Raw genomic sequence first — 18,917 nt, 5'->3', positions numbered from 1 at the left:
TTTCTAGGGCTGAAGAGTGTGCACCATAATCTGGGGTTACCACCTCGAGCGGATGCAATCCGCCCATAGATGATTCAGGAGTCGCTCTCAATCAGGATGGTCTGCTTTCGAATGTGAATTACGCAGGTTGATCAATCCGAGGAGCCCGGCAGCAAGGCCGGCAAGTCCACCGATTGCCAGTCCCCAGCGATCGCCAAAGGTTTGGGCAAACCAGCCAACCAGAGGGCCGCCGATGGTGGTGGAGCCCAGGAAAGCCATCGACCAGAAGGACATCACCCGCCCGCGCATCTGGGGTGAGCTGGATAGCTGCAGGATGGTGTTCCCCAGTGAGGTGAAGTAAATTGAACAGGCGCCGGCTAACACCAACAACAATCCTGAGAGGTAAAGGGTAGGCATGATGGCTGCAGTTAACACCGTTGCCCCGAACAGGAAAGCAGCAATTACCAACAAAGCCGGTGAATACTTTCGCTGACTGGCAACAGCCAAACCGCCGACGACAGCCCCCATGCCCAAGCAGGCGGATAGAAAGGCATAACCGCTAGCACCGCTGTTAAACGTATATTGAGCAAGGAGGGGCAGGCTCACCTGGAACTCGAAGGTCAACATGCCCACAACGAACAGCATCAGCAACGTGTTCAACAAGATGGGTGTGGTACGCACGTAGTTGATACCCTCACGCAGCTGCCCTTTCGTGGCGGTTATTGGTGGGGTGACATGGAGCTCACTGGCACGCATCAGGGAGAGCATGATTACCACGGCCCCATAAGAGAGGCCATTGAGAATAAAACAGGGAGCCAGGCCAATGGAAGCAATCAATAAGGCCGCCAGGGTGGGGCCGATCACGCGCGAGAGATTCACCAGCGTGGAGTACAGAGTTACCGCGTTTCTCAGCCGACTCTCTCCCACCAGCTCCAAAACAAAAGTCTGGCGAGCCGGGTTGTCAAACACGGTCACCCAACCCAGCAGAAAGGCCAGAATGTAGACCATCCACAGGGTGACGAGGTTGGTCGCTACCAACACCCCCAGGGTTAAGCCCAGCAGGCCGGCTGCCGCCTGAGTGAAGTAAAGCACAGTGCGCTTGGGGAAGCGATCGGCCATGACACCACCCACAGTGCCGAACAGCAGGATGGGAATATATTGCAAGGCCGAGACGATCCCCAGTGCAGTGCCAGAGTTGGTCAGCTTAAGCACCAGCCAGGCCTGGGCGACACTCTGCATGAAGGTGCCCGAGGTAGAGATAATCTGCCCAATGTAGTACAGCCGGTAATTACGAACGGCGAAGGATGTGAACGTCTCGTTGGTCAGGCGTTTAAATGTGACGGATAGCTGACTCATGGGTTTGATAATACTCGCATTTTAACCAAGAAAAGAGATGAAATAGCTAAGTGGAATATGAGTCGTGGGGAATATTATGTGAAGGACAAGAGCAGGTAGATAATGGAAAAATAGATTTTCTGCATGAACCAGCGATTAAGGTTAGCTTTCAGACCCCTCCTACCTCCCCCAAATCCCACAGATCGGGATTTAGGGGAGGAGAAAATGACCCACTCCGCATGTAAAACGTGCCGCACGAAATTCGTGCCGCACGAAATTCGTGCCGCACAAAATTCGTGCAGATGACCAGGTGACCAGGTGACCTTAACCCAACCTACGATTTCTCTGACCCCCTCCTACCTCCCCCAAATCCCACAGATCGGGATTTAGGGGAGGAAAAAACGACCCCTCACCAAAGATTGAGGCGTGCTTATTGGGTTGGAGATTTCGGCTAGGGGCTGAGGAGCACCTGAACGGATGAGAGATGATCGATGCCGGCAATGCGGGAGCTTGATTCTGACACCTGCAGGCGTACCCAGGTAGGGATTTCCACTTGGTAGGGAACTTCAACGGAATATGGAACATAAGAGCCATCGGATGAAGGGATGACAGCATAATCGGCTGAACCAACGGTCCGTCCATCGGCGGTAACCAGCTGGGCATGAATGAAATCTTCGGTGGGAAGGGCAATACCGCTGACAATGAGCACTCCACCCTGGATGAGGTGGTTAGGGGTCGGTTCATTGATGACGAGCGACTCGGTCTTGAGGCCGGCTGGGGTGAGGCTGCTCTGCCCCAACTGGAGCAAGATAACGTTGATTGAGTTGATGGAAACCGCCCTTCCGAAGGAATCCAGGACGGTGATACGCAGCTGTCCATATTCAGAGACGCGGTCGAGCTCGAACTCGATGTGCTGATCCAGGTATAGCCACTCCACAGGGTTGCTGATCAACCGTTCGACCTCACGATAGAGCAGGCGTGGGTCACCACCAGGCTGGAGAGGCTCGATCCACAACTCGACATTGTAGGAACCAGAAGCCACGGCACGCAAATTGGCAGTGAGCTTGAGAGGCGAGGCTACACGCGACATGGGACCGGGTGAGTTAATTTGCACACCTGCCGGGGGGAGGGTAGGCGTGGGGGTGAGGCTGGGAGCGCGAGAAGGGCGCGGGGTGGCTGTGGCGTTTGGGTTCGATGTGGCTGTGGCTGAGGGGGTTGGGCTTAAGGTAACGGTCTGGTTGTTCGCCGGGGAAGTAGGCAATGGTCCACCTGGCGTGGGGGAATCCAGCTGAGGAATGGTGGGAAAAGCAAATGGGATATTTGTTGGAGTGGAGGTCGAGGTGGGAATATCGTCAGGTGTATCTGTCTGGGCTGCCTGCAGGGTGAGCTGTACGGCCGTGGGGATGTAATCTAAAGGGAGAGGGGTGGGTACGGTTGTTTCCTGCAACCTGGAACAACCCACACCAAGCAGGATCAGTAGGATAAAGGAGAGGACGAGGGTGAACCGGTACATAACGATGGCGAAGTTGTTTCGAAAGAGCCTCGTCCTCTCGGTTGATTAAATGTCGTATATCTTGCTAAATTTGGTTGTAAGGTAACGCATGTACGGGGCAGGATCTATCTTACTACCCGTTATGCGTTGGATAAGTTCCTGAGGCTCAAATTTTGATCCGTGGACATGGACCTTCTCGCGCAGCCAGGCAACCCATGGAGCGAATTCTCCACGGCGGATCTGGTCAGGCAGGTCGGGGATGTCGCGGTTGATGAGCTCCCAAAGTTGGGAGGCGATCAGGTTGCCAAGCGCATAGCTGGGGAAGTAACCGATCATCCCACCAGACCAGTGAACATCCTGAAGGACGCCTTGTTTATTATCCGGAGGTGTGATGCCCAGATATTCCTGCGAACGGGTATTCCAGGCATCAGGCAGGTCTTTTACTACCAGGGTGCCTTCCATAAGAGCAATCTCGAGCTCCATGCGCAACATGATGTGCAGGTTATAGGTGGCTTCATCAGCTTCGACGCGGATTAATGAGGGCTGGACCTTGTTGATGCCCTTGTAGAAATTCTCGAGGGAGAGATTACCTATTTGGGAGGGGAAGTATTCCTGCAGACGGGGATAGAAATGCTGCCAGAACGGCATGGAACGCCCAACCAGGTTCTCCCACATGCGGGATTGGGATTCATGAACCCCGGAAGAGACCCCGCCGAATAACGGCGTGCGGTCGAGGGATTTATCGGAACCAAGCTCATACATGGCATGCCCGGTTTCGTGTAGGGTGCCGAAGAGAGCAGGTGATAGGAAATTGGGGTAGACACGTGTGGTGATGCGTGCGTCTCCCCAGCCGAAGGAGGTGGAAAAGGGGTGAACAGTTTTGTCCTGCCGGCCGCGGTTCCAATCATAGCCCATCTTGGTGATGATCTCAACACCGAAGTCCAACTGCTTTTGTTCATCGTAAGTGAGGAAAAGGAAGGAGTTGTCTACCTGTGGGCGACTGGCAATCTGGCGGATCAGCTCGACTTGCTGGGGGCGGAGAGCGGAAAAGATCGCCTTGATATCCGCGGTTTTCAAACCTGGCTCAAAAACATCGACCGCGGGATCGTAAGGGTGATCATAAGGTGCGAAAATCTCTGCATACCGGTGAGTGAGCTCGAGGATCTTCTCCAGATGGGGCTGGAAAAGGGGAAAGTCGTTGGTAGCGCGCGCTTTGGCCCAGATCTCATGCGCAGCAGTGGTGACCATGACAAATTCCATCACCCAATCAACCGGGATTTTTACTTCCTTGTCGTAGGCGCGCTTGGTCACCTTTACCAGGCGCGCATCGAAAGAGTCGGGGTCAAGCTGAGCAACATAGGGCTGGAGGTCATCCAGCAAACGGCCTACTTCTTCAGAAGTTGATTTTTTGTGGGCGATCTGTTGGAGAGTGGCCAGCTGCTGACCGCGGTTCTCTGTTCCGCCAGGAGGCATGTATGTCTGCTGGTCCCAGCTGAGCAAAGCGGCTGCATGCATGAGGTCGAAAACCTCACCGAGGTGGGTCTTGAGTTCCTGGAGTTGTTGTTCAGGTTGCATAGTGCTCCTCTAAATCATATCGGTTTATCATAAAATAACTAATCGTCGTGCAGTCAATTATTATACCTGTATCGAACTAATCCGGTTCGGTACACACCGGTTATCACGGTATTGTTCGCCAGGGATCATCAGTTGGGCAGGCTGAGTTCTGAAGCGACGGTACAGCCTGCCCAGGCAATGTTTGTGACCTAGACGATCTTCCAGCGCAAGGTTTCACCGCGCAAGACATTAAGCACTTCAGAGGCAATGTCTTCAGCGGCGCGGTCTTGGGCTTCCTCAGTCTGGGCACCGATATGAGGTGTGGCAACCACATTGGGGTGGGCGACCAGGGCAGTGAGACCGGGGGGTTCGGTTGCGAAAACATCCAAAGCGGCCGCTGCAACCTGGCCGGTTTCGAGGGCTGCCAAAAGGGCTGTTTCGTCCATAATACCCCCGCGGGCGGCATCCACCAGGCGGACGCCACGTTTCATCTGGGCAAGCACCTGGCCGTTGACCATGCCCTTTGATTCGGGGGTGAGCGGCAGGTGGAAGGAGATGAAATCGGACCGGGCATACAGGTCGGTTGCTGAAACTGGCTGTGCTCCACGCTTCTTGATCTCTTCCGCGGGGACCAGGCTATCATAGCCGATGACTTTCATACCGAGGCCTGCAGTGCGGGAGGCCAGGGCGGTGCCGATATTGCCCATTCCCACGATGCCGAGGATTTTGCCATTAAGCTCAATCCCTTCGAGCTGCTTCTTGATCCATTGGCCCTGTTTCATGGTGGTGTCTGCCTTGGGAATCATGCGTGCCAGCGAAAACATGAGGCCGATAGCCAGCTCTGCGACAGCCAATGAGGTGGATATGGGGGCGTTTACCACCGTCACCCCGTGGCTGCGGGCGGCGGTCAAATCAATGTTATCTACCCCCACGCCAGCGCGCCCCACTGCTTTAAGCTTGACAGCTGCATCGAAAACGACTGGGGTGACCTTAGTGCGACCACGCACGACCATGGCATCATAGTCACCGGCGATTTTCAACAGGTCGTCGGCTGCGATATCGGGTTTGTTATCAACCTGCGCGGCGGAACTGAGGATCGAGATGCCCTTATCAGAAAGACCATCGGTGATAAGGACTTTCCAGTTAGACATAGCATACCTCCTTAGAATGTAAACTGATGGGTACTGGTAAGCTAATTTTACACCAAAAGGAAGACGGGCAGGCGAAGGGTGATTTTTGCTTGAGGGAATTATGAAAATGGGCACTATTTAATGGGGTATTTTTTTTGAGATTGTGTTAGACTATGCGTGGTTCTGCATGATTAATTGCGAAATTGTATTAATGTGTCGTAGGTGCAAGAAATATTGAGTTAGCGGGTTTCGTGTAGGATTGTGACAGTAATCATCTTAATTTTGTTGGGTTTCGCGTGAAAGATCACACGCATAATCCGGTAAAAGAGCGAAACGGACAGGCCCAACATACAAGCAGGTAAATAAAAGTAAAACGGATTGACCCAATCCGAAGCGGTGTTGGGTTTTACAAAAAGTCGTTTGCTCAACCCAACCTACAAAATCTGACCTTGAAGCTTTCATCAATGCTCATGAAGGGGTAACATGCGATACGATTTCGATCACCTACCAGACCGGCGGTTAACGGACAGCGTCAAGTGGAACCAATTTGAGCCAGATGTGCTTCCGTTATGGGTGGCAGACATGGATTACCCGGTGGCCGATCCGATCAGGCGGGCACTGAGGGAACGTGTTGACGAGGCGATTTATGGCTACCCGGATGTTTTTTCCAACCACAAACCCATCGCCGAGCTGCGAGAGGTGATCGTTGAACGCATGTTAAGGTTGTATGACTGGAAGGTGGCAACCGAGGAGGTGGTCATCTTGCCAGGGGTGATCGTAGGGTTGAACCTTGCCTGCCAGAGCCTTGCCGTTTCACGCGGCAGTGTATTGGTGCAGACACCGGTCTACCCTCCATTCCTGGGCACCGCCCAAAATGCGAACATGAAACGACACGAAGCTGTTTTAGAACAGGGTCGCGATGGGTATTATGAAATCAACTGGGAGACCTTTGAAAGGGCGATCACGGAGCGTACCAGGTTATTCATCTTGTGCAACCCGCATAACCCTGTAGGGCGTGTTTTTCGCAAAGATGAGCTGGAGCGCATGGCAGAAATCTGCCTGCGTAAAGAGGTGGTGATCTGCTCCGATGAGATTCACTGTGACCTGGTGTTTAAACGGCACAGACATATCCCCATTGCAACATTGGGTAGGGAAGTCGCTCAGAACACGATCACCTTGATGGCACCGACCAAGACATTTAATATTGCCGGATTGCAGTGTTCCTTTGCCATCATCCAAAATCAGGAGCTGCGCAGGAAATTCGTTGAAAGCATGCGGGGGCTGGTCATGTGGGTAAACTTGATGGGCCTGCGGGCGACTCTGGCTGCATACCGGGATGGCCAGGAATGGCTGGATCAGGCATTAAATTATTTGGAAAGCAACCGCGATTATTTGACGCAATATGTGCGAGAGCAGCTGCCCAGCCTACATATGATGCAACCAGAAGGTACGTACCTGGGATGGCTGGATTGCCGGAAAGCTGGTATCCAGGGGAATCCATGCGAATTTTTCATAAAGGAAGCCCGCGTGGGATTGAATGACGGAGCAACCTTTGGGACGGGTGGGAAGGGGTTTGTTCGCCTTAACTTCGCCTGCTCTTGGGTGACGCTGACTCATGCCCTGGAACGGATGAAGACTGCGCTTGATAAGCTGGGAGATTGATCCAGTTTATTCGTAGCGTAGTGCTTCAACCGGCTCGAGGTTGGCAGCGCGGTTGGCCGGATATAGACCGAAGAACAGTCCCACAGCTGTGGAAAACAAGGTGGCGATCAAGATGATATCGAGGCTGATCGTGGGGGCGATGTTGGCATTACTCGCCTTGGCAATCTGTGATACGACAATCGCGATGGCATAACCGAGGATGATGCCGATGACACCACCGATGAGGCTGAGCACGGAAGACTCGGCCAGGAACTGGATCAGGATATCACTTTTGTGAGCACCAACCGCTTTCCGTAAACCAATCTCACGGGTACGCTCGGTGACCGAGACCAGCATGATATTCATGATGCCGATGCCACCCACAAGCAGCGAAATGGCTGCAACGCCACCCAGGAAGATGGTCAGCACATTGGTGATGGTGCTGGCTGTTGACAAGAAATCTTGCTGGGTCAGGATGGTGAAGTCGTCGGCACCGATGGCGGTGCGGTGGCGTGTGCGCAAGATCTGGGCGACTTCTTCACTGGCAGCGGGCACGGCTTTGGGGCTGACTGCTTCTACAAGAAGCAGATCCACCTGGTCGGTGACAGCATGACGGATGAGGCGGGCCTGGGCAGTGGAAAAAGGTACCATGATCTGGTTATCGGCATTGGAGAAGCCAGAGCCACCCTTAGACTCCAGGACGCCAATGACACGATAGGGTTGCCCTTCAATACGCACGGTCTCGCCGATCAGGCCTTCCTGGCGACCGAAGAGCTTATCAGCCACCTCGGAGCCTAACAACACCACAGAAGCCTGGCCGAGCAGCTGTTCCTGGTTGATGAATTCACCTTCGGTCAAGCCGTACTTACGCACACTCTGGTATTCCGGCGTAACGCCAGTGATGCTGGTAGTTGTGCTCTCCCGCCCGAAGGTTACTTTACCAGAATCCTGGATGACTGGAGCGACTGCACTGACAGAAGGAGCTTGAAAAGGATCGGCGATGGCCTGTGCATCCTGCAGCGTGATGTGCTTGGGATTGCGTACATCCTCCGAGCCACCGCGGAAAACGAAAATCAGGTTGGTGCCAATGCCGTTGATCGATTCGGTGATAGTAGCCTGGGCACCACGGCCAACCGAAACCATGGCGATAACAGCTCCCACACCGATGACAATACCTAGAATGGTCAACCCAGCGCGCAACTTATTGGCTGCCAGACTTTCAAATGCTTCGAGGACGGCCTGCCCGATGTTCATTGAGCTGCCTCCACCACACCATCGCGTATGCGGATGATGCGCTGTGTTTGGGAAGCGATATCTGCAGCATGGGTGACGATGATCAGGGTAGTGCCCTGCTCGCGGTTAAGGCTCAACAGGAGTTCCATAATTTCAAGGCCTGATTTGGTATCAAGATTACCGGTCGGTTCATCGGCGAGAATAATGGCAGGGTCATTGACCAGGGCACGGGCGATAGCCACGCGCTGTTGTTGCCCGCCAGATAGCTCGTTTGGGCGGTGACCGATACGATCAGACAGCCCGACGGATTCGAGGGCATGGAGTGCCCTTTCACGTCGGCCTTTATCCTGACTTGAATAACGTAATGGAAGCTCAACATTGGCCAGGGCAGTGGCGCGGTTCAGCAAATTAAAACTCTGGAAGACGAAACCTACTTTACGGTTACGGATCGTGGCTAGCTGGTCATCGGTGAGACGCGAGACGTTCTCACCATCCAGGATATATTCCCCAGAGGTGGGCCGATCTAGGCAACCGATGATGTTCATCAGGGTCGATTTACCAGAACCGGAAGGGCCCATGATGGCGACAATCTCACCGCGGGAGATATTTAAAGACAGCCCATTGAGGGCATGGACATCCACCTGGCCCATTTTATAGATCTTGGTCAGGTTGTCAGCATGAATGACCCACCCGTTGGCAGGGGGCATGGGATTAGTTGTGAAAGCGTATCCAGCCATGTTACCTTCCAAAGGGACCCCCCATCGTCAATAAATCTTGAGGCGGGTTCAGGACGATCTGATCACCTGCCTGCAAACTACCGCCGGTCACTTCACTCATGCTATCAGAGGAAGCGCCGAGGGTTACTTCAACTTCCTGCAACTGCCCGTTATTCAGGATGTACACAACCTGCTTACCATCCACCACACGCACAGCGCGGTTAGGAACCAGCAAGGCATCGGTAATCTGATCGATGATGATATTCACCGCAGCAGTCATCCCAGGTTTCACATTTTCATCGGCATCGGTTAGCTCCACGGTGACCTCGAAATTAACCACGCCCTGGACAATATTCCCGACAGGTGCCACCTGACTGACCACACCCGCAAATTGCCTATCCTGAATGGCATCAAAGCTCAAAGTGACCGGCTGACCGACCTTGATGCTGTTGATATCTACTTCTGAAACCTGCACATCAATGAGCAGGCGGCCGAGGTCATCCAGGCGAAACGCTGTGAGGCCAGGAGCGACCTGGTCGCCAGATTTAATGTCAATCTCGGTGATTGTTCCGTTAAACGGGGCAGTCAGGCTGGCGTTATCCAGGGTTGCCTGTGCAGCCGCGATACGGGTTTGCAACGCAGTGATGTCATCCGGGTTTGGTCCATCCTTGACCTTATCAAAAGCGCGTTGGGCATCAGCCAGGGCGGCATGGGCTGCGTCGAGGTTCGCCTGGGCAGCCTGTTGCTGCAGCTCAAGCTCATTGACCTTACGGACAGCTTCATCGTAGGCGATCTGAGCATCCGTCAGGCGCTGCTCATATTTCTGATAGGTAGCATTGTTGGGGTCCCAATCCTTGTAGGGATCAAAATCTTTCTGGGCCTCATCAAGGGCGTCTTTTTTGTCCACCACTGTGTTCTGGGCTTTTTCGAGCTCATCCTTATACGCTTTTTGGTCAAACCTGACCATCGCCCGTTCCGCATCATAGACTGCCTGTTGGCTAGCATTTATTGCCTGCAAGGCTTGCTTGGAGGCGGATTGGTTGTTCTGCAGGTCATCCAGCTGTTTCTGAGCGGCAATCATATCGGATTGGGCCAGGATGATATTTTGGGGTAGAGAGGTCTTGACCAGACTGGCAAGTACCTGGCCTGAGGTGACCACTTCACCTACCTGTATGTACACCTGGTCGATATTGCCAGTGGTCTGCCAGGCAATGAGGGCAGATTGATCAGGGCGAACTGTGCCGGTCGCTCCGACGGTAGCCGTCAGGCTACCCTGGCTGGCAGTGACGGTTTCCAAATTGCTGATGGACCTGGCTTGCTGGCGATTTTTAACCACCTGGTAGCCAAAATAACCAATGATACCCAGGGCGACCAGACTCAGTACGATGATAATGAATTTGCGCATGATTTAACCCTCCTCCTGAGGCAGCCCCAAAGAGGTGACAATTTGAGAAGATATTTGTTGCTGAGTGCAAGAGACCATCTTATCAAAACATTGTAAGAACTGCATTAGAAATGAAAGAATGTGCTTCAAAACGTGCAAGAATCTGACCAAATAGCATGTGACAACCGTCACAAAATTATATGACAATAGGGACTAATTTTTTCGGTTTAACCCCGATAATATGAAAATACGTTTCTCGTGCAGGAGGTGCAGGATGGAAAAAATCTCAAGTGATTCATTAGCGATCGATCGCAAGGCGCGTGCCCGGCTACCTAGCCTGGATATCAGCCATCGCACCGTCTCGCAGAGGGTGTGTGATTTTGATGATATCTGCATCCCGATGACACCTGAAGAGGCCATGTTTGAGGCGTCGCGCTGCGTGCATTGCCCCGATCCAGCCCCCTGCGTGGAAGCTTGCCCTACCCATAATGACATCCCGTCAGCGATGTGGCTGATTGAGCAAGGTGAATTCCTGGAAGCCGCTAAATTATACCGCCATACCAGCAGCCTGCCTGAAATCTGTGGGCGTGTGTGTCCACAGGAGCAGCTTTGCCAGGGCTCGTGTTCACATATCAAGAGCCATGCATCCGTATTGACGGGGCCGTTGGAGGCTTATGTAACCTGCTATGAGAGGCGAACAGTGGGAGTGAAGGTGCCGGTGGGGGCTCCGACGGGTAAGAAAGTGGCGATTGTAGGCGCAGGCCCGGCTGGCTTAGCCTGCACAGAACAATTGCTGCAAAAAGGTCACGATGTAACCGTGATCGAAGCCAAGCCTGCCCCGGGAGGATTATTGGTGTATGGTATCCCACCATTCAAGATCCCAAAAGAAATCGTTTTCTGTCGGGTGGGAGACATGGAAGCAGCCGGGGCAAAGTTCTCGTATGACACTTACGTTGGCAAGGACATTACCATCGACCAACTGTTTGAGAACGGATTTGACGCGGTATTTGTTGGAGTCGGTTCCAATGTGGATGCCCCGATGGAAGTACCCGGTGAAGACCTGCCCGGTGTTTACAAGGCCACAGAATTTTTGGCACGCAGCAATGTGGATATGGATCTGCTCCCTGAAGATTGGCGCTCACGACCGGAGATCGGCAAGAAGGTAGTGGTGATCGGTGGTGGTGATACCGCTTCAGACTGTCTGCGGACAGCGCTGCGCATGGGGGCAGAGGAAGTAACCTGCCTGTACCGGCGTACAATTAAGGAAATGCCGGGCGGCGTGAAGGACCGTGAGCTGGCTCTAGAAGAAGGCGCGCATTACCAATTCCTGACACAGCCAGTAAAATTCATTGCAGATGAGCAAGGCCACCTGGCCAAAATTGAATGCATCCGCATGGAGCTGGGTGAGCCTGATGCAAAGGGACGGCGCAAGCCTGTCCCGATTGAGGGATCAAACTTCATCGTTGAAGCTGATACGGCAGTGTTGGCGCTGGGGTACTGGCCTAACCCGATAATTGGTGACACCACCCCTGAGCTTAAAACCCAGAAATACGGCTTGATTGTTGCTGACCACGAGACCGGTGCAACCACACGGCCGGGCGTATTTGCAGGTGGTGACGACGTTACCGGTCCGGACCTGGTCGTGACGGCCATGGTCGCTGGACGCAAGGCGGCCGCAGCGATCGATCACTATCTACAGAGTAAGTGAGGTACAGACGGATTCCCAGCTTGACTCTTCGGTAATTGACCGAAAAGCGCGTATCCACCTGCCGTCGCGCGGGCTACCTACCCGTTCTGTTGATGAGCGCGTAAAGGACTTTAATGAAGGCAGGGCACCCCTCGACGAAGAATGGGCGAAATACGAGGCATCGCGCTGCATCCACTGCCATGAGATGGCAGCCTGCCGCCGTGCCTGCCCGGCCGGGAGTGATATTCCTCAAGCGCTCTTTTTAATTGAAAAGGGTAAATTCATCGAAGCGGCGGGCATTTTCAGGAAGACCAACTTCCTGCCCGAGATCTGTGGAAGGGTTTGCCCCCAGGAAAGATTGTGCGAGGGGGCATGCGTGCTTAAGAAAATCGGTGACCCCGTTCTTATTGGCGTGCTCGAATCTTTCGCGTGTGAGTATGAGCGCCGGGAAAAGGGTGTTGAAATCCAACCCGGCGATCTGACCGGCCGGAAAGTGGCGATCGTGGGTGCCGGTCCGTCGGGGCTGGCGTGTGCGGATGTGTTGATTCGCATGGGCCACTGGGTGACGATCTATGACACCCGCTCATACCCTGGGGGAGCCTTGACCTACGGGTTCCCGAATTTCAAACTCCCCCATGCACTGATTTCAGATATTTGGAACGGATTAAAACAGGCCGGCGTGACCTTCGTGGGCAACACCCTGGTCGGTAAGAAGAAGAAGACGGTCAACGACCTGTTTGAGGAAGGGTACGAAGCCGTCTTTTTGGGCGTGGGAAGCGGAATCGATGCTCCGCTGGAAATTTCTGGAGAGGATCTGCCGAGCGTTTACAAGGCCACAGAGTTTTTGATCCGGGCTAACGCCGATAAAACGCATCTGCCTCCCAGGATGCGGGTTAATCCCGAAGTGGGAAAGAGGGTAGTGGTGATTGGGGGCGGAGACCCGGCGACTGACTGTGCACGAACTGCCCTGAGGCTGGGTGCAAAGGAAGTCACATGTTTGTACCGTTATACTGAGCATGAGATACCAGGCAGAGCCCGGGACAGGATACTGGCGATCGAAGAGGGTGTAAAATTCGAATACCTTTGCCAACCAGTGAGATTGATCCCTGGCCCAGATGGAGACCTGGCATGGATCGACTGTGTGAAGATCATGGTCGGCGAGCCGGATGAGGAAGGCCAGCGCTACCCCGAGATCATAGAAGGCTCAAATTTTATTATCGATGCAGATACTGCCATTGTAGCTATGGGATACTACCCCGACCCGATCGTGACTGCTACGACACCAGGCTTGAAAACACAGAAGTGGGGCATGATCGTGGCGGATCGCGAGACCGGGGCGACCAGCCGGTTCGGGGTGTTTACGGGTGGAGATGTGGTCACCGGACCTGATATGGTGGTAACCGCCGTCGTAGCGGGGCGTAAGGCCGGGTATACGATCGATGCATACCTCGGTTGATACGACTACAATTATTCAAAAGGCTCCTTCATAATAATTAGAGAATGTCCAACATTTTCCGAGGAGTGGACTAGATGGAAATCCCAAGGGATTTTTCGGGTGTAGATCGAAAAGCACGAATGGCGATCCCTTCGCGCGGGCTGCCCACGCGCCCAGCTGCAGAACGGGTTAAAGATTGGGATGAGGCTATTATCCGCATCGACGAGGAGTGGGCCAGATATGAAGCCAGCCGCTGCATCCATTGCCCAGACCCTGCCCCTTGCCAGAAGGCATGCCCGGCAAAAAATGACATTTCATATGCCATGTGGCTGATCGAGCAGGGTGAGTTCCTTCAAGCGGCAAGCGTGTACCGGGAGACCAGCAGCCTGCCTGAGGTGTGCGGGCGGATCTGCCCGCAGGAAAAGCTGTGCGAGGGAGCCTGCGTGCGGGGAAAGAAGGGCGAAATACCCGTGCCGACGGGCGTGCTGGAGGCGTTTGCCACCCATTATGAGCGGCGCAAGGTGGGTGTTACACTTTCGGTGGGTAAATTTACCGGGAAGAAGGTGGCCATCATCGGGGCAGGGCCGGCCGGATTGGCGTGTGCCAAGCAGCTGGTAGGTTGTGGCCATTGGGTAACGATCTTCGATGCGCGACCGGCCCCGGGTGGTTTGCTGATCTATGGGATTCCCAATTTCAAGCTACCCAAGAAAGTGGTGTTTGACATCTGGGATGACTTGCTTAAAGCAGGGGTGACCTTTGTATGCAACACCTATATCGGGCCGAAGATCACCGTGGATAAGCTGTTCAGCGGAGGCTATAACGCGGTGTTCTTGGGGGTGGGAACCACGGTGGATGCCAGTATGAACATCCCAGGGGAACTGCTACCAGGGGTGTATAAAGCGACAGATTTTCTGATCCGCTCGAACGTGGATATGGACCTGTTGCCGCATGAGATGTGCAGCCGACCAGAAGTAGGCAAGAAGGTAGTAGTGATCGGCGGAGGGGATACCTCCTCCGACTGTTTGCGGACCGCTTTACGGATGAATGCCCAGGAAGTGACCTGCCTGTACAGGCGGGGCGAGGCGGAAATGCCCGGCGGTTATAAAGACCGCAAGATGGCAGTTGAAGAGGGAGCCAAGTACCACTTTTTGACTCAACCAGTGCGCTTCATCGCTGGAGCAAACGGGCGTCTGGCGCAGATTGAATGCGTACGAACGCAGCTGGGTGAACCTGACGAGAATGGACGCCGCTCATTCATGACTGTTGAGGGATCCGACTTCATCATCGAAGCAGACACGGCAGTGATGGCGATCGGCTACAAACCCGATCCAGTGATCGGTGAGACCACCCCGGGGATACAAACCCACACATCTGGCCTGCTGATGACGGACGAGAATACCGGTGCCACACACCGGCGGGGCATCTTCGGTGGGGGTGACATGGTCACCGGACCGCACCTGGTAGTCACCGCCATGGTGGCGGGGCGGAAGGCTGCAGCAGCGATAGACCGCTACCTGGGCTGGTAACGGTATAAAATTCCTGGTTTATAATTCAGATGTGTGCGCCATTGGCGTGCACATCTTTTTTGTTGAATTCTACCCATCACCATAATTTCCACTTTCCATTATGTGGAAGGATACAGTGGCTGGTAGTGTGGATAAGTGATCAGCAAGATGGCGGTGGAAAAAAGGAACGAGGCCTGGATGGAAATCGGAAACATTGAACAAGTGGATATCGACCAGCAGATGCGGGCGGCTTACCTGGATTATGCCATGAGCGTGATCGTGGCTCGCGCTTTGCCGGATGCACGTGACGGGCTCAAACCGGTTCACCGGCGGATATTATTCGCCATGCATGATATGGGGATCGGGGCAGGCTCGGCTTATAAAAAATCAGCCCGCATCGTGGGCGAGGTACTGGGGAAGTACCATCCGCATGGTGATGCCGCGGTATATGAATCAATGGCACGCATGGCGCAGGACTTTTCGATGCGTTACCTGCTCGTCGATGGGCAGGGTAACTTTGGTAGTGTGGATGGGGATGCACCCGCGGCAATGCGTTATACCGAAGCACGCCTGTCGCGTATGGCCGAAGAAATGCTGGCGGATATCGAGATGGACACGGTGGATTTCACCGATAACTTCGATGGATCGCTCAAAGAACCCAGTGTGTTACCCGCCAGGCTGCCCAACTTGCTTTTGAATGGCTCGTCAGGGATTGCAGTGGGCATGGCGACCAACATCCCTCCGCACAACCTGAGTGAGCTGACTGCAGCGATTTTCTACCTGATCGACAATTATGAGCGACTGGAAGAGATCCCCAACGAAGAGCTGCTCAGGATGGTTCCGGGGCCGGATTTCCCAACCGGTGGGGAGATTGTGGGCAACGAAGGCATCCGGCAGGCATACAGCACCGGGCGGGGGAGACTGGTGTTGCGCGGCCTGGCGCATTTCGAAGATATGGTTGCTGGAAGGCAACGCATCGTAATCACAGAAATCCCCTATCTGCTGAATAAATCCAGCTTGCTCGAGCGCATCGCCGAGCTGGCGAGAGAGGGGAAATTAAACGACATATCCGACCTGCGGGATGAGTCTGACCGGCGGGGGATGAGCATCATCATCGAGCTGAAACGCGGGGCTCAGCCGATGAAGGTCTTGAATCAGCTTTACAAATACACCCCGCTCCAATCCACCTTTGGAGTGCAGATGCTGGCACTGGTAGATGGAGAACCACGCCTGCTCTCACTCAAGCGGATGTTACAGGTATATATCGATCACCGCCAGGAAGTGATCGTACGCAGGTCGCGCTTTGAGCTAGACAAGGCGCGCACCAGGGCTCACATCCTGGAAGGGTTATTGATTGCCCTGGCGAACCTGGATGAGGTGATCCGGACGATTCGCGAAAGCGCGGATGCCGACCAAGCCAGGGAACGGCTCATAAGCCGCTTTAAATTGAGTGAGCTTCAAGCCCAGGCTATCCTTGACCTGCAGCTGAGGCGACTGGCAGCCCTGGAGAGGCAGAAAATTGAGGATGAGCACAAGCAGATCCTGGAACGCATCGCGTATCTGGAAGACTTGCTGGCCAACCCCCGCAAGGTGCTTGAGCTGATCAAGAGCGACCTGGGAGAGTTGACGAAGAAGTACTCAGACCCCCGCCGTACACGCATCGCCCACGAAGCCAGGGAAGAATTCAACGAAGAGGACCTGGTGGTGGATGAGGCAGTGCTGATCAGCATCACCCAGCGCGGGTACGTGAAGAGAGTGGCGGCGAAGACCTTCAAACCACAAAGCCGGGGTGGGAGAGGCGTGACTGGGCACACCACGAAACAGGAAGACGAAGTGATGTTCCTGTTCCCGGCTCGCACACTGGATACCATCCTGTTTTTCTCAGATAAAGGCAAGGTGTACTCAGAAAAAGCTTACCGAATCCCGGATGCTGACCGCACCGCACGAGGTATCCCGATTGTCAATATCCTGGCGTTGAGTGCAGGTGAGACAATCACAGCGGCAGTGGCGGCGCCCGATTTTGTGGCTGCTGAATACTGCACGATGGCAACCCGCAATGGCAAAGTGAAGCGGGTGGAGCTGGCGGAGTTCAGCTCAGTCAGGCCATCGGGGTTGATCGCCATTGGACTCGAGGAAAGGGATGAGCTGGCATGGGCTAAGCTCACCGACGGGGAAGATGAAATTATCCTGGTGACGGAACAAGGGCAGGCATTACGCTTCTCAGAAGCCTCCGTACGCGCCATGGGGCGGGCAGCAGGAGGAGTGAACGGGATCAGCCTGGCCAAGGGCGACCATGTGGCAAGCATGGAATTGGTGGAAGAAGGGGGAGAGCTACTGGTGATCACCACCGGTGGTTACGGAAAACGTACTTCGCTAAACGATTATCCTCCAAAAGGTAGGGCCACGGGTGGCGTGCGGTCCATCGACCCGAAGAGCTTGAAGGAGGTGGGGATTATCTCAGCAGCACGGGTGGTTCAGGCGGTGGATGAGCTGACGATCATCTCGGCAGGAGGGGTGGTGTTGAGAACGCGGGTGAAAGATATCAAGCGTGGCGGCCGGGTGGCCAAGTGCGACCTGCTGATCTCATTGGAGAAAGAGGATTCAGTGGCATCCCTGGCCAGGATCTCCACAGCCGACTTACTACGAGCAGGGGTAAAAGAGGGCGAGTAGGGGGAAGATAGGAGCTGGCTGTAGGAGGCGATTGCCTTTGGGTTCAGACAGAAGGTAACGCCATGGCTGGCAGGGCAATCTTGGAGGTCACCATCAGGAAAAGAATTCCCAGGATGACCGCCATCACCAGGAGCATGAGGGCAACAATAAAACGCTGGACTGGCGACATGCCCATGAAATGATCGCGATCTGTGACAGGCGTGTGCTGCGATGGGGCAATAGGCGTCTCGTCATCAGGGAATCCCTGGTCATCGATTTGTTTTCTAAAATCTTCAAACATGCCGACCCTCCAGCTCATCCGGGTGGACCAACAGGTCTTAGGTGAAGCTCACCGACCTGAGCGGTCACCAACTCACCCGATGCAGTCAATATTTTTACGGAGCCATCCATGGTGAGGCCGACCAGTTTTCCAGCATAAATAGGCGGGTGAACCACGGGTCGACCAGTGAGGTGGCCTGGAGAGGGCGGAAGAATTACAACCCACTGGTCACGGTAAGCCAGATTTGCCTCCCACAGATTAATAAAGGCAGAGATGGCGAGGCGAGGCAGCCAGCTGAGGAATCCACCAAGGATAGCATGCAATAATTCCAATCGATCCACCGGATGATCCACAAAGCACTCAACGCAAGTGGCAGGGACATCCAATCCTGCCGAGGACAGGGTATCCGGATTGATGGATTCAGGTGCAATGTTAATGCCAATCCCCACGACCGCGGCATTTAATTTCTCACCTTCCCAGCGAGCTTCTACCAGGATGCCCGCAGCCTTGCCCCCACCAAGCAAGACATCATTAGGCCATTTCACCTGTGCAGGTATGGAATAACAGTCTTGCAATGCCAGGCAGACTGCCAGACCACCCAACCCAGTGAGCAAATGAACCTGATGCACCTGGAAGGCAGGTGAGCGAAGGATCAGGCTGAACGCCAGGCCAGTGTTGCGGGCGGTGATCCAGCGGCGCTGATAACGACCTCGTCCGGCTGTCTGTTCATCAGCAACCACCAGGGCTGCATGTGGAGCACCAATCTCCACCCATCGCCAGGCCTCATCATTGGTTGAGTCTATCGATTGAAAATATCGAACAGCTGGCAGCTCCAGGTCTGCCAGGGACGATTCCAGGGAGGCTTGATCCATGGATCGATTGTACCTCGCCAAACAA

At 54.3% G+C, this 18,917-nt stretch carries 14 protein-coding genes; 5 read left to right on the top strand and 9 right to left on the bottom strand.

Annotated elements, in window-relative coordinates; translation table 11 throughout:
* Window positions 1-87 precede the first annotated feature (87 nt).
* From C3F13_03210 to C3F13_03195, 4 genes are all read right to left on the bottom strand, one after another.
* Window positions 88-1,335 (bottom strand): MFS transporter, encoded by a 1,248-nt coding sequence (locus tag C3F13_03210; GenBank protein PWB55697.1) that lies wholly within the window; start codon window positions 1,333-1,335, stop codon window positions 88-90.
* Between the two features lie 430 nt (window positions 1,336-1,765).
* On the bottom strand, window positions 1,766-2,827 hold the full coding sequence (locus C3F13_03205; GenBank protein ID PWB55696.1) for a hypothetical protein: 1,062 nt from the start codon (window positions 2,825-2,827) through the stop codon (window positions 1,766-1,768).
* Between the two features lie 45 nt (window positions 2,828-2,872).
* Window positions 2,873-4,381 (bottom strand): carboxypeptidase, encoded by a 1,509-nt coding sequence (locus C3F13_03200; protein PWB55695.1) that lies wholly within the window; start codon window positions 4,379-4,381, stop codon window positions 2,873-2,875.
* A 188-nt stretch (window positions 4,382-4,569) separates the two neighbouring features.
* A complete protein-coding gene (locus C3F13_03195; protein ID PWB55694.1) occupies window positions 4,570-5,511 on the bottom strand; it encodes a hypothetical protein in 942 nt (313 codons plus the stop codon).
* Window positions 5,512-5,973: 462 nt separating this feature from the next.
* Here C3F13_03195 and C3F13_03190 point away from each other — a divergent pair, with 462 nt between their 5' ends.
* Window positions 5,974-7,152, top strand: coding sequence for a putative C-S lyase (locus C3F13_03190; GenBank protein PWB55693.1), 1,179 nt, complete (start codon window positions 5,974-5,976; stop codon window positions 7,150-7,152).
* 6 nt (window positions 7,153-7,158) lie between these two features.
* Here the strand turns inward: C3F13_03190 and C3F13_03185 are convergent, their stop codons facing one another.
* From C3F13_03185 to C3F13_03175, 3 genes are read right to left on the bottom strand one after another with little or no spacing between them, the layout of a single operon-like run.
* Complete coding sequence (locus C3F13_03185) at window positions 7,159-8,385, bottom strand: ABC transporter permease (protein PWB55692.1); 1,227 nt, start codon at window positions 8,383-8,385, stop codon at window positions 7,159-7,161.
* Window positions 8,382-9,071, bottom strand: a complete 690-nt coding sequence (locus C3F13_03180) for a macrolide ABC transporter ATP-binding protein (GenBank protein ID PWB55853.1) — start codon at window positions 9,069-9,071, stop codon at window positions 8,382-8,384. Before C3F13_03180 ends, C3F13_03185 begins: the two co-directional genes overlap by 4 nt.
* A 31-nt stretch (window positions 9,072-9,102) precedes the next feature.
* Window positions 9,103-10,485 (bottom strand): hypothetical protein, encoded by a 1,383-nt coding sequence (locus C3F13_03175; protein PWB55691.1) that lies wholly within the window; start codon window positions 10,483-10,485, stop codon window positions 9,103-9,105.
* Window positions 10,486-10,705: 220 nt separating this feature from the next.
* Here C3F13_03175 and C3F13_03170 point away from each other — a divergent pair, with 220 nt between their 5' ends.
* The 4 genes from C3F13_03170 to C3F13_03155 all read left to right on the top strand — a co-directional run bounded on the left by C3F13_03170 (window position 10,706) and on the right by C3F13_03155 (window position 17,761).
* Window positions 10,706-12,172: a dihydropyrimidine dehydrogenase gene (locus C3F13_03170; GenBank protein PWB55690.1), complete on the top strand. Its 1,467-nt coding sequence runs from the start codon at window positions 10,706-10,708 to the stop codon at window positions 12,170-12,172.
* Between the two features lie 184 nt (window positions 12,173-12,356).
* The gene (locus C3F13_03165; GenBank protein ID PWB55689.1) at window positions 12,357-13,607 is read left to right on the top strand and encodes a dihydropyrimidine dehydrogenase; all 1,251 of its coding nucleotides are present in this window, start codon (window positions 12,357-12,359) and stop codon (window positions 13,605-13,607) included.
* A 74-nt stretch (window positions 13,608-13,681) separates the two neighbouring features.
* On the top strand, window positions 13,682-15,112 hold the full coding sequence (locus C3F13_03160) for a dihydropyrimidine dehydrogenase (GenBank protein ID PWB55688.1): 1,431 nt from the start codon (window positions 13,682-13,684) through the stop codon (window positions 15,110-15,112).
* A 177-nt stretch (window positions 15,113-15,289) separates the two neighbouring features.
* Window positions 15,290-17,761 carry a DNA gyrase subunit A gene (locus C3F13_03155; GenBank protein ID PWB55852.1) on the top strand — a complete coding sequence of 824 codons (2,472 nt, stop codon included), beginning with the start codon at window positions 15,290-15,292 and terminating at the stop codon, window positions 17,759-17,761.
* Window positions 17,762-17,804: 43 nt separating this feature from the next.
* Here the strand turns inward: C3F13_03155 and C3F13_03150 are convergent, their stop codons facing one another.
* A complete protein-coding gene (locus C3F13_03150; protein ID PWB55687.1) occupies window positions 17,805-18,041 on the bottom strand; it encodes a hypothetical protein in 237 nt (78 codons plus the stop codon).
* A gap of 14 nt (window positions 18,042-18,055) precedes the next feature.
* Window positions 18,056-18,892 carry a biotin--[acetyl-CoA-carboxylase] ligase gene (locus C3F13_03145; protein ID PWB55686.1) on the bottom strand — a complete coding sequence of 279 codons (837 nt, stop codon included), beginning with the start codon at window positions 18,890-18,892 and terminating at the stop codon, window positions 18,056-18,058.
* Window positions 18,893-18,917: the final 25 nt, after the last annotated feature.

The organism is Anaerolineales bacterium (genome assembly GCA_003105035.1).
Lineage (GTDB): Bacteria > Chloroflexota > Anaerolineae > Anaerolineales > UBA4823 > FEB-25.
The sequence above is the reverse complement of the archived record's forward strand: the minus strand, read 5'-3'. Positions and strand labels throughout refer to the sequence as shown.

Excerpts from the sequence above, each read along its gene's own strand:
- C3F13_03145 (PWB55686.1), bottom strand. The coding sequence starts at position 18,892 with ATGGATCAAGCCTCCCTGGAATCGTCCCTGGCAGACCTGGAGCTGCCA.
- C3F13_03185 (PWB55692.1), bottom strand. The coding sequence starts at position 8,385 with ATGAACATCGGGCAGGCCGTCCTCGAAGCATTTGAAAGTCTGGCAGCC.
- C3F13_03190 (PWB55693.1), top strand. The coding sequence starts at position 5,974 with ATGCGATACGATTTCGATCACCTACCAGACCGGCGGTTAACGGACAGC.
- C3F13_03160 (PWB55688.1), top strand. The coding sequence starts at position 13,682 with ATGGAAATCCCAAGGGATTTTTCGGGTGTAGATCGAAAAGCACGAATG.
- C3F13_03170 (PWB55690.1), top strand. The coding sequence starts at position 10,706 with ATGAAAATACGTTTCTCGTGCAGGAGGTGCAGGATGGAAAAAATCTCA.
- C3F13_03150 (PWB55687.1), bottom strand. The coding sequence starts at position 18,041 with ATGTTTGAAGATTTTAGAAAACAAATCGATGACCAGGGATTCCCTGAT.
- C3F13_03180 (PWB55853.1), bottom strand. The coding sequence starts at position 9,071 with ATGCCCCCTGCCAACGGGTGGGTCATTCATGCTGACAACCTGACCAAG.
- C3F13_03155 (PWB55852.1), top strand. The coding sequence starts at position 15,290 with ATGGAAATCGGAAACATTGAACAAGTGGATATCGACCAGCAGATGCGG.
- C3F13_03205 (PWB55696.1), bottom strand. The coding sequence starts at position 2,827 with ATGTACCGGTTCACCCTCGTCCTCTCCTTTATCCTACTGATCCTGCTT.
- C3F13_03210 (PWB55697.1), bottom strand. The coding sequence starts at position 1,335 with ATGAGTCAGCTATCCGTCACATTTAAACGCCTGACCAACGAGACGTTC.
- C3F13_03165 (PWB55689.1), top strand. The coding sequence starts at position 12,357 with ATGGCAGCCTGCCGCCGTGCCTGCCCGGCCGGGAGTGATATTCCTCAA.
- C3F13_03195 (PWB55694.1), bottom strand. The coding sequence starts at position 5,511 with ATGTCTAACTGGAAAGTCCTTATCACCGATGGTCTTTCTGATAAGGGC.
- C3F13_03175 (PWB55691.1), bottom strand. The coding sequence starts at position 10,485 with ATGCGCAAATTCATTATCATCGTACTGAGTCTGGTCGCCCTGGGTATC.
- C3F13_03200 (PWB55695.1), bottom strand. The coding sequence starts at position 4,381 with ATGCAACCTGAACAACAACTCCAGGAACTCAAGACCCACCTCGGTGAG.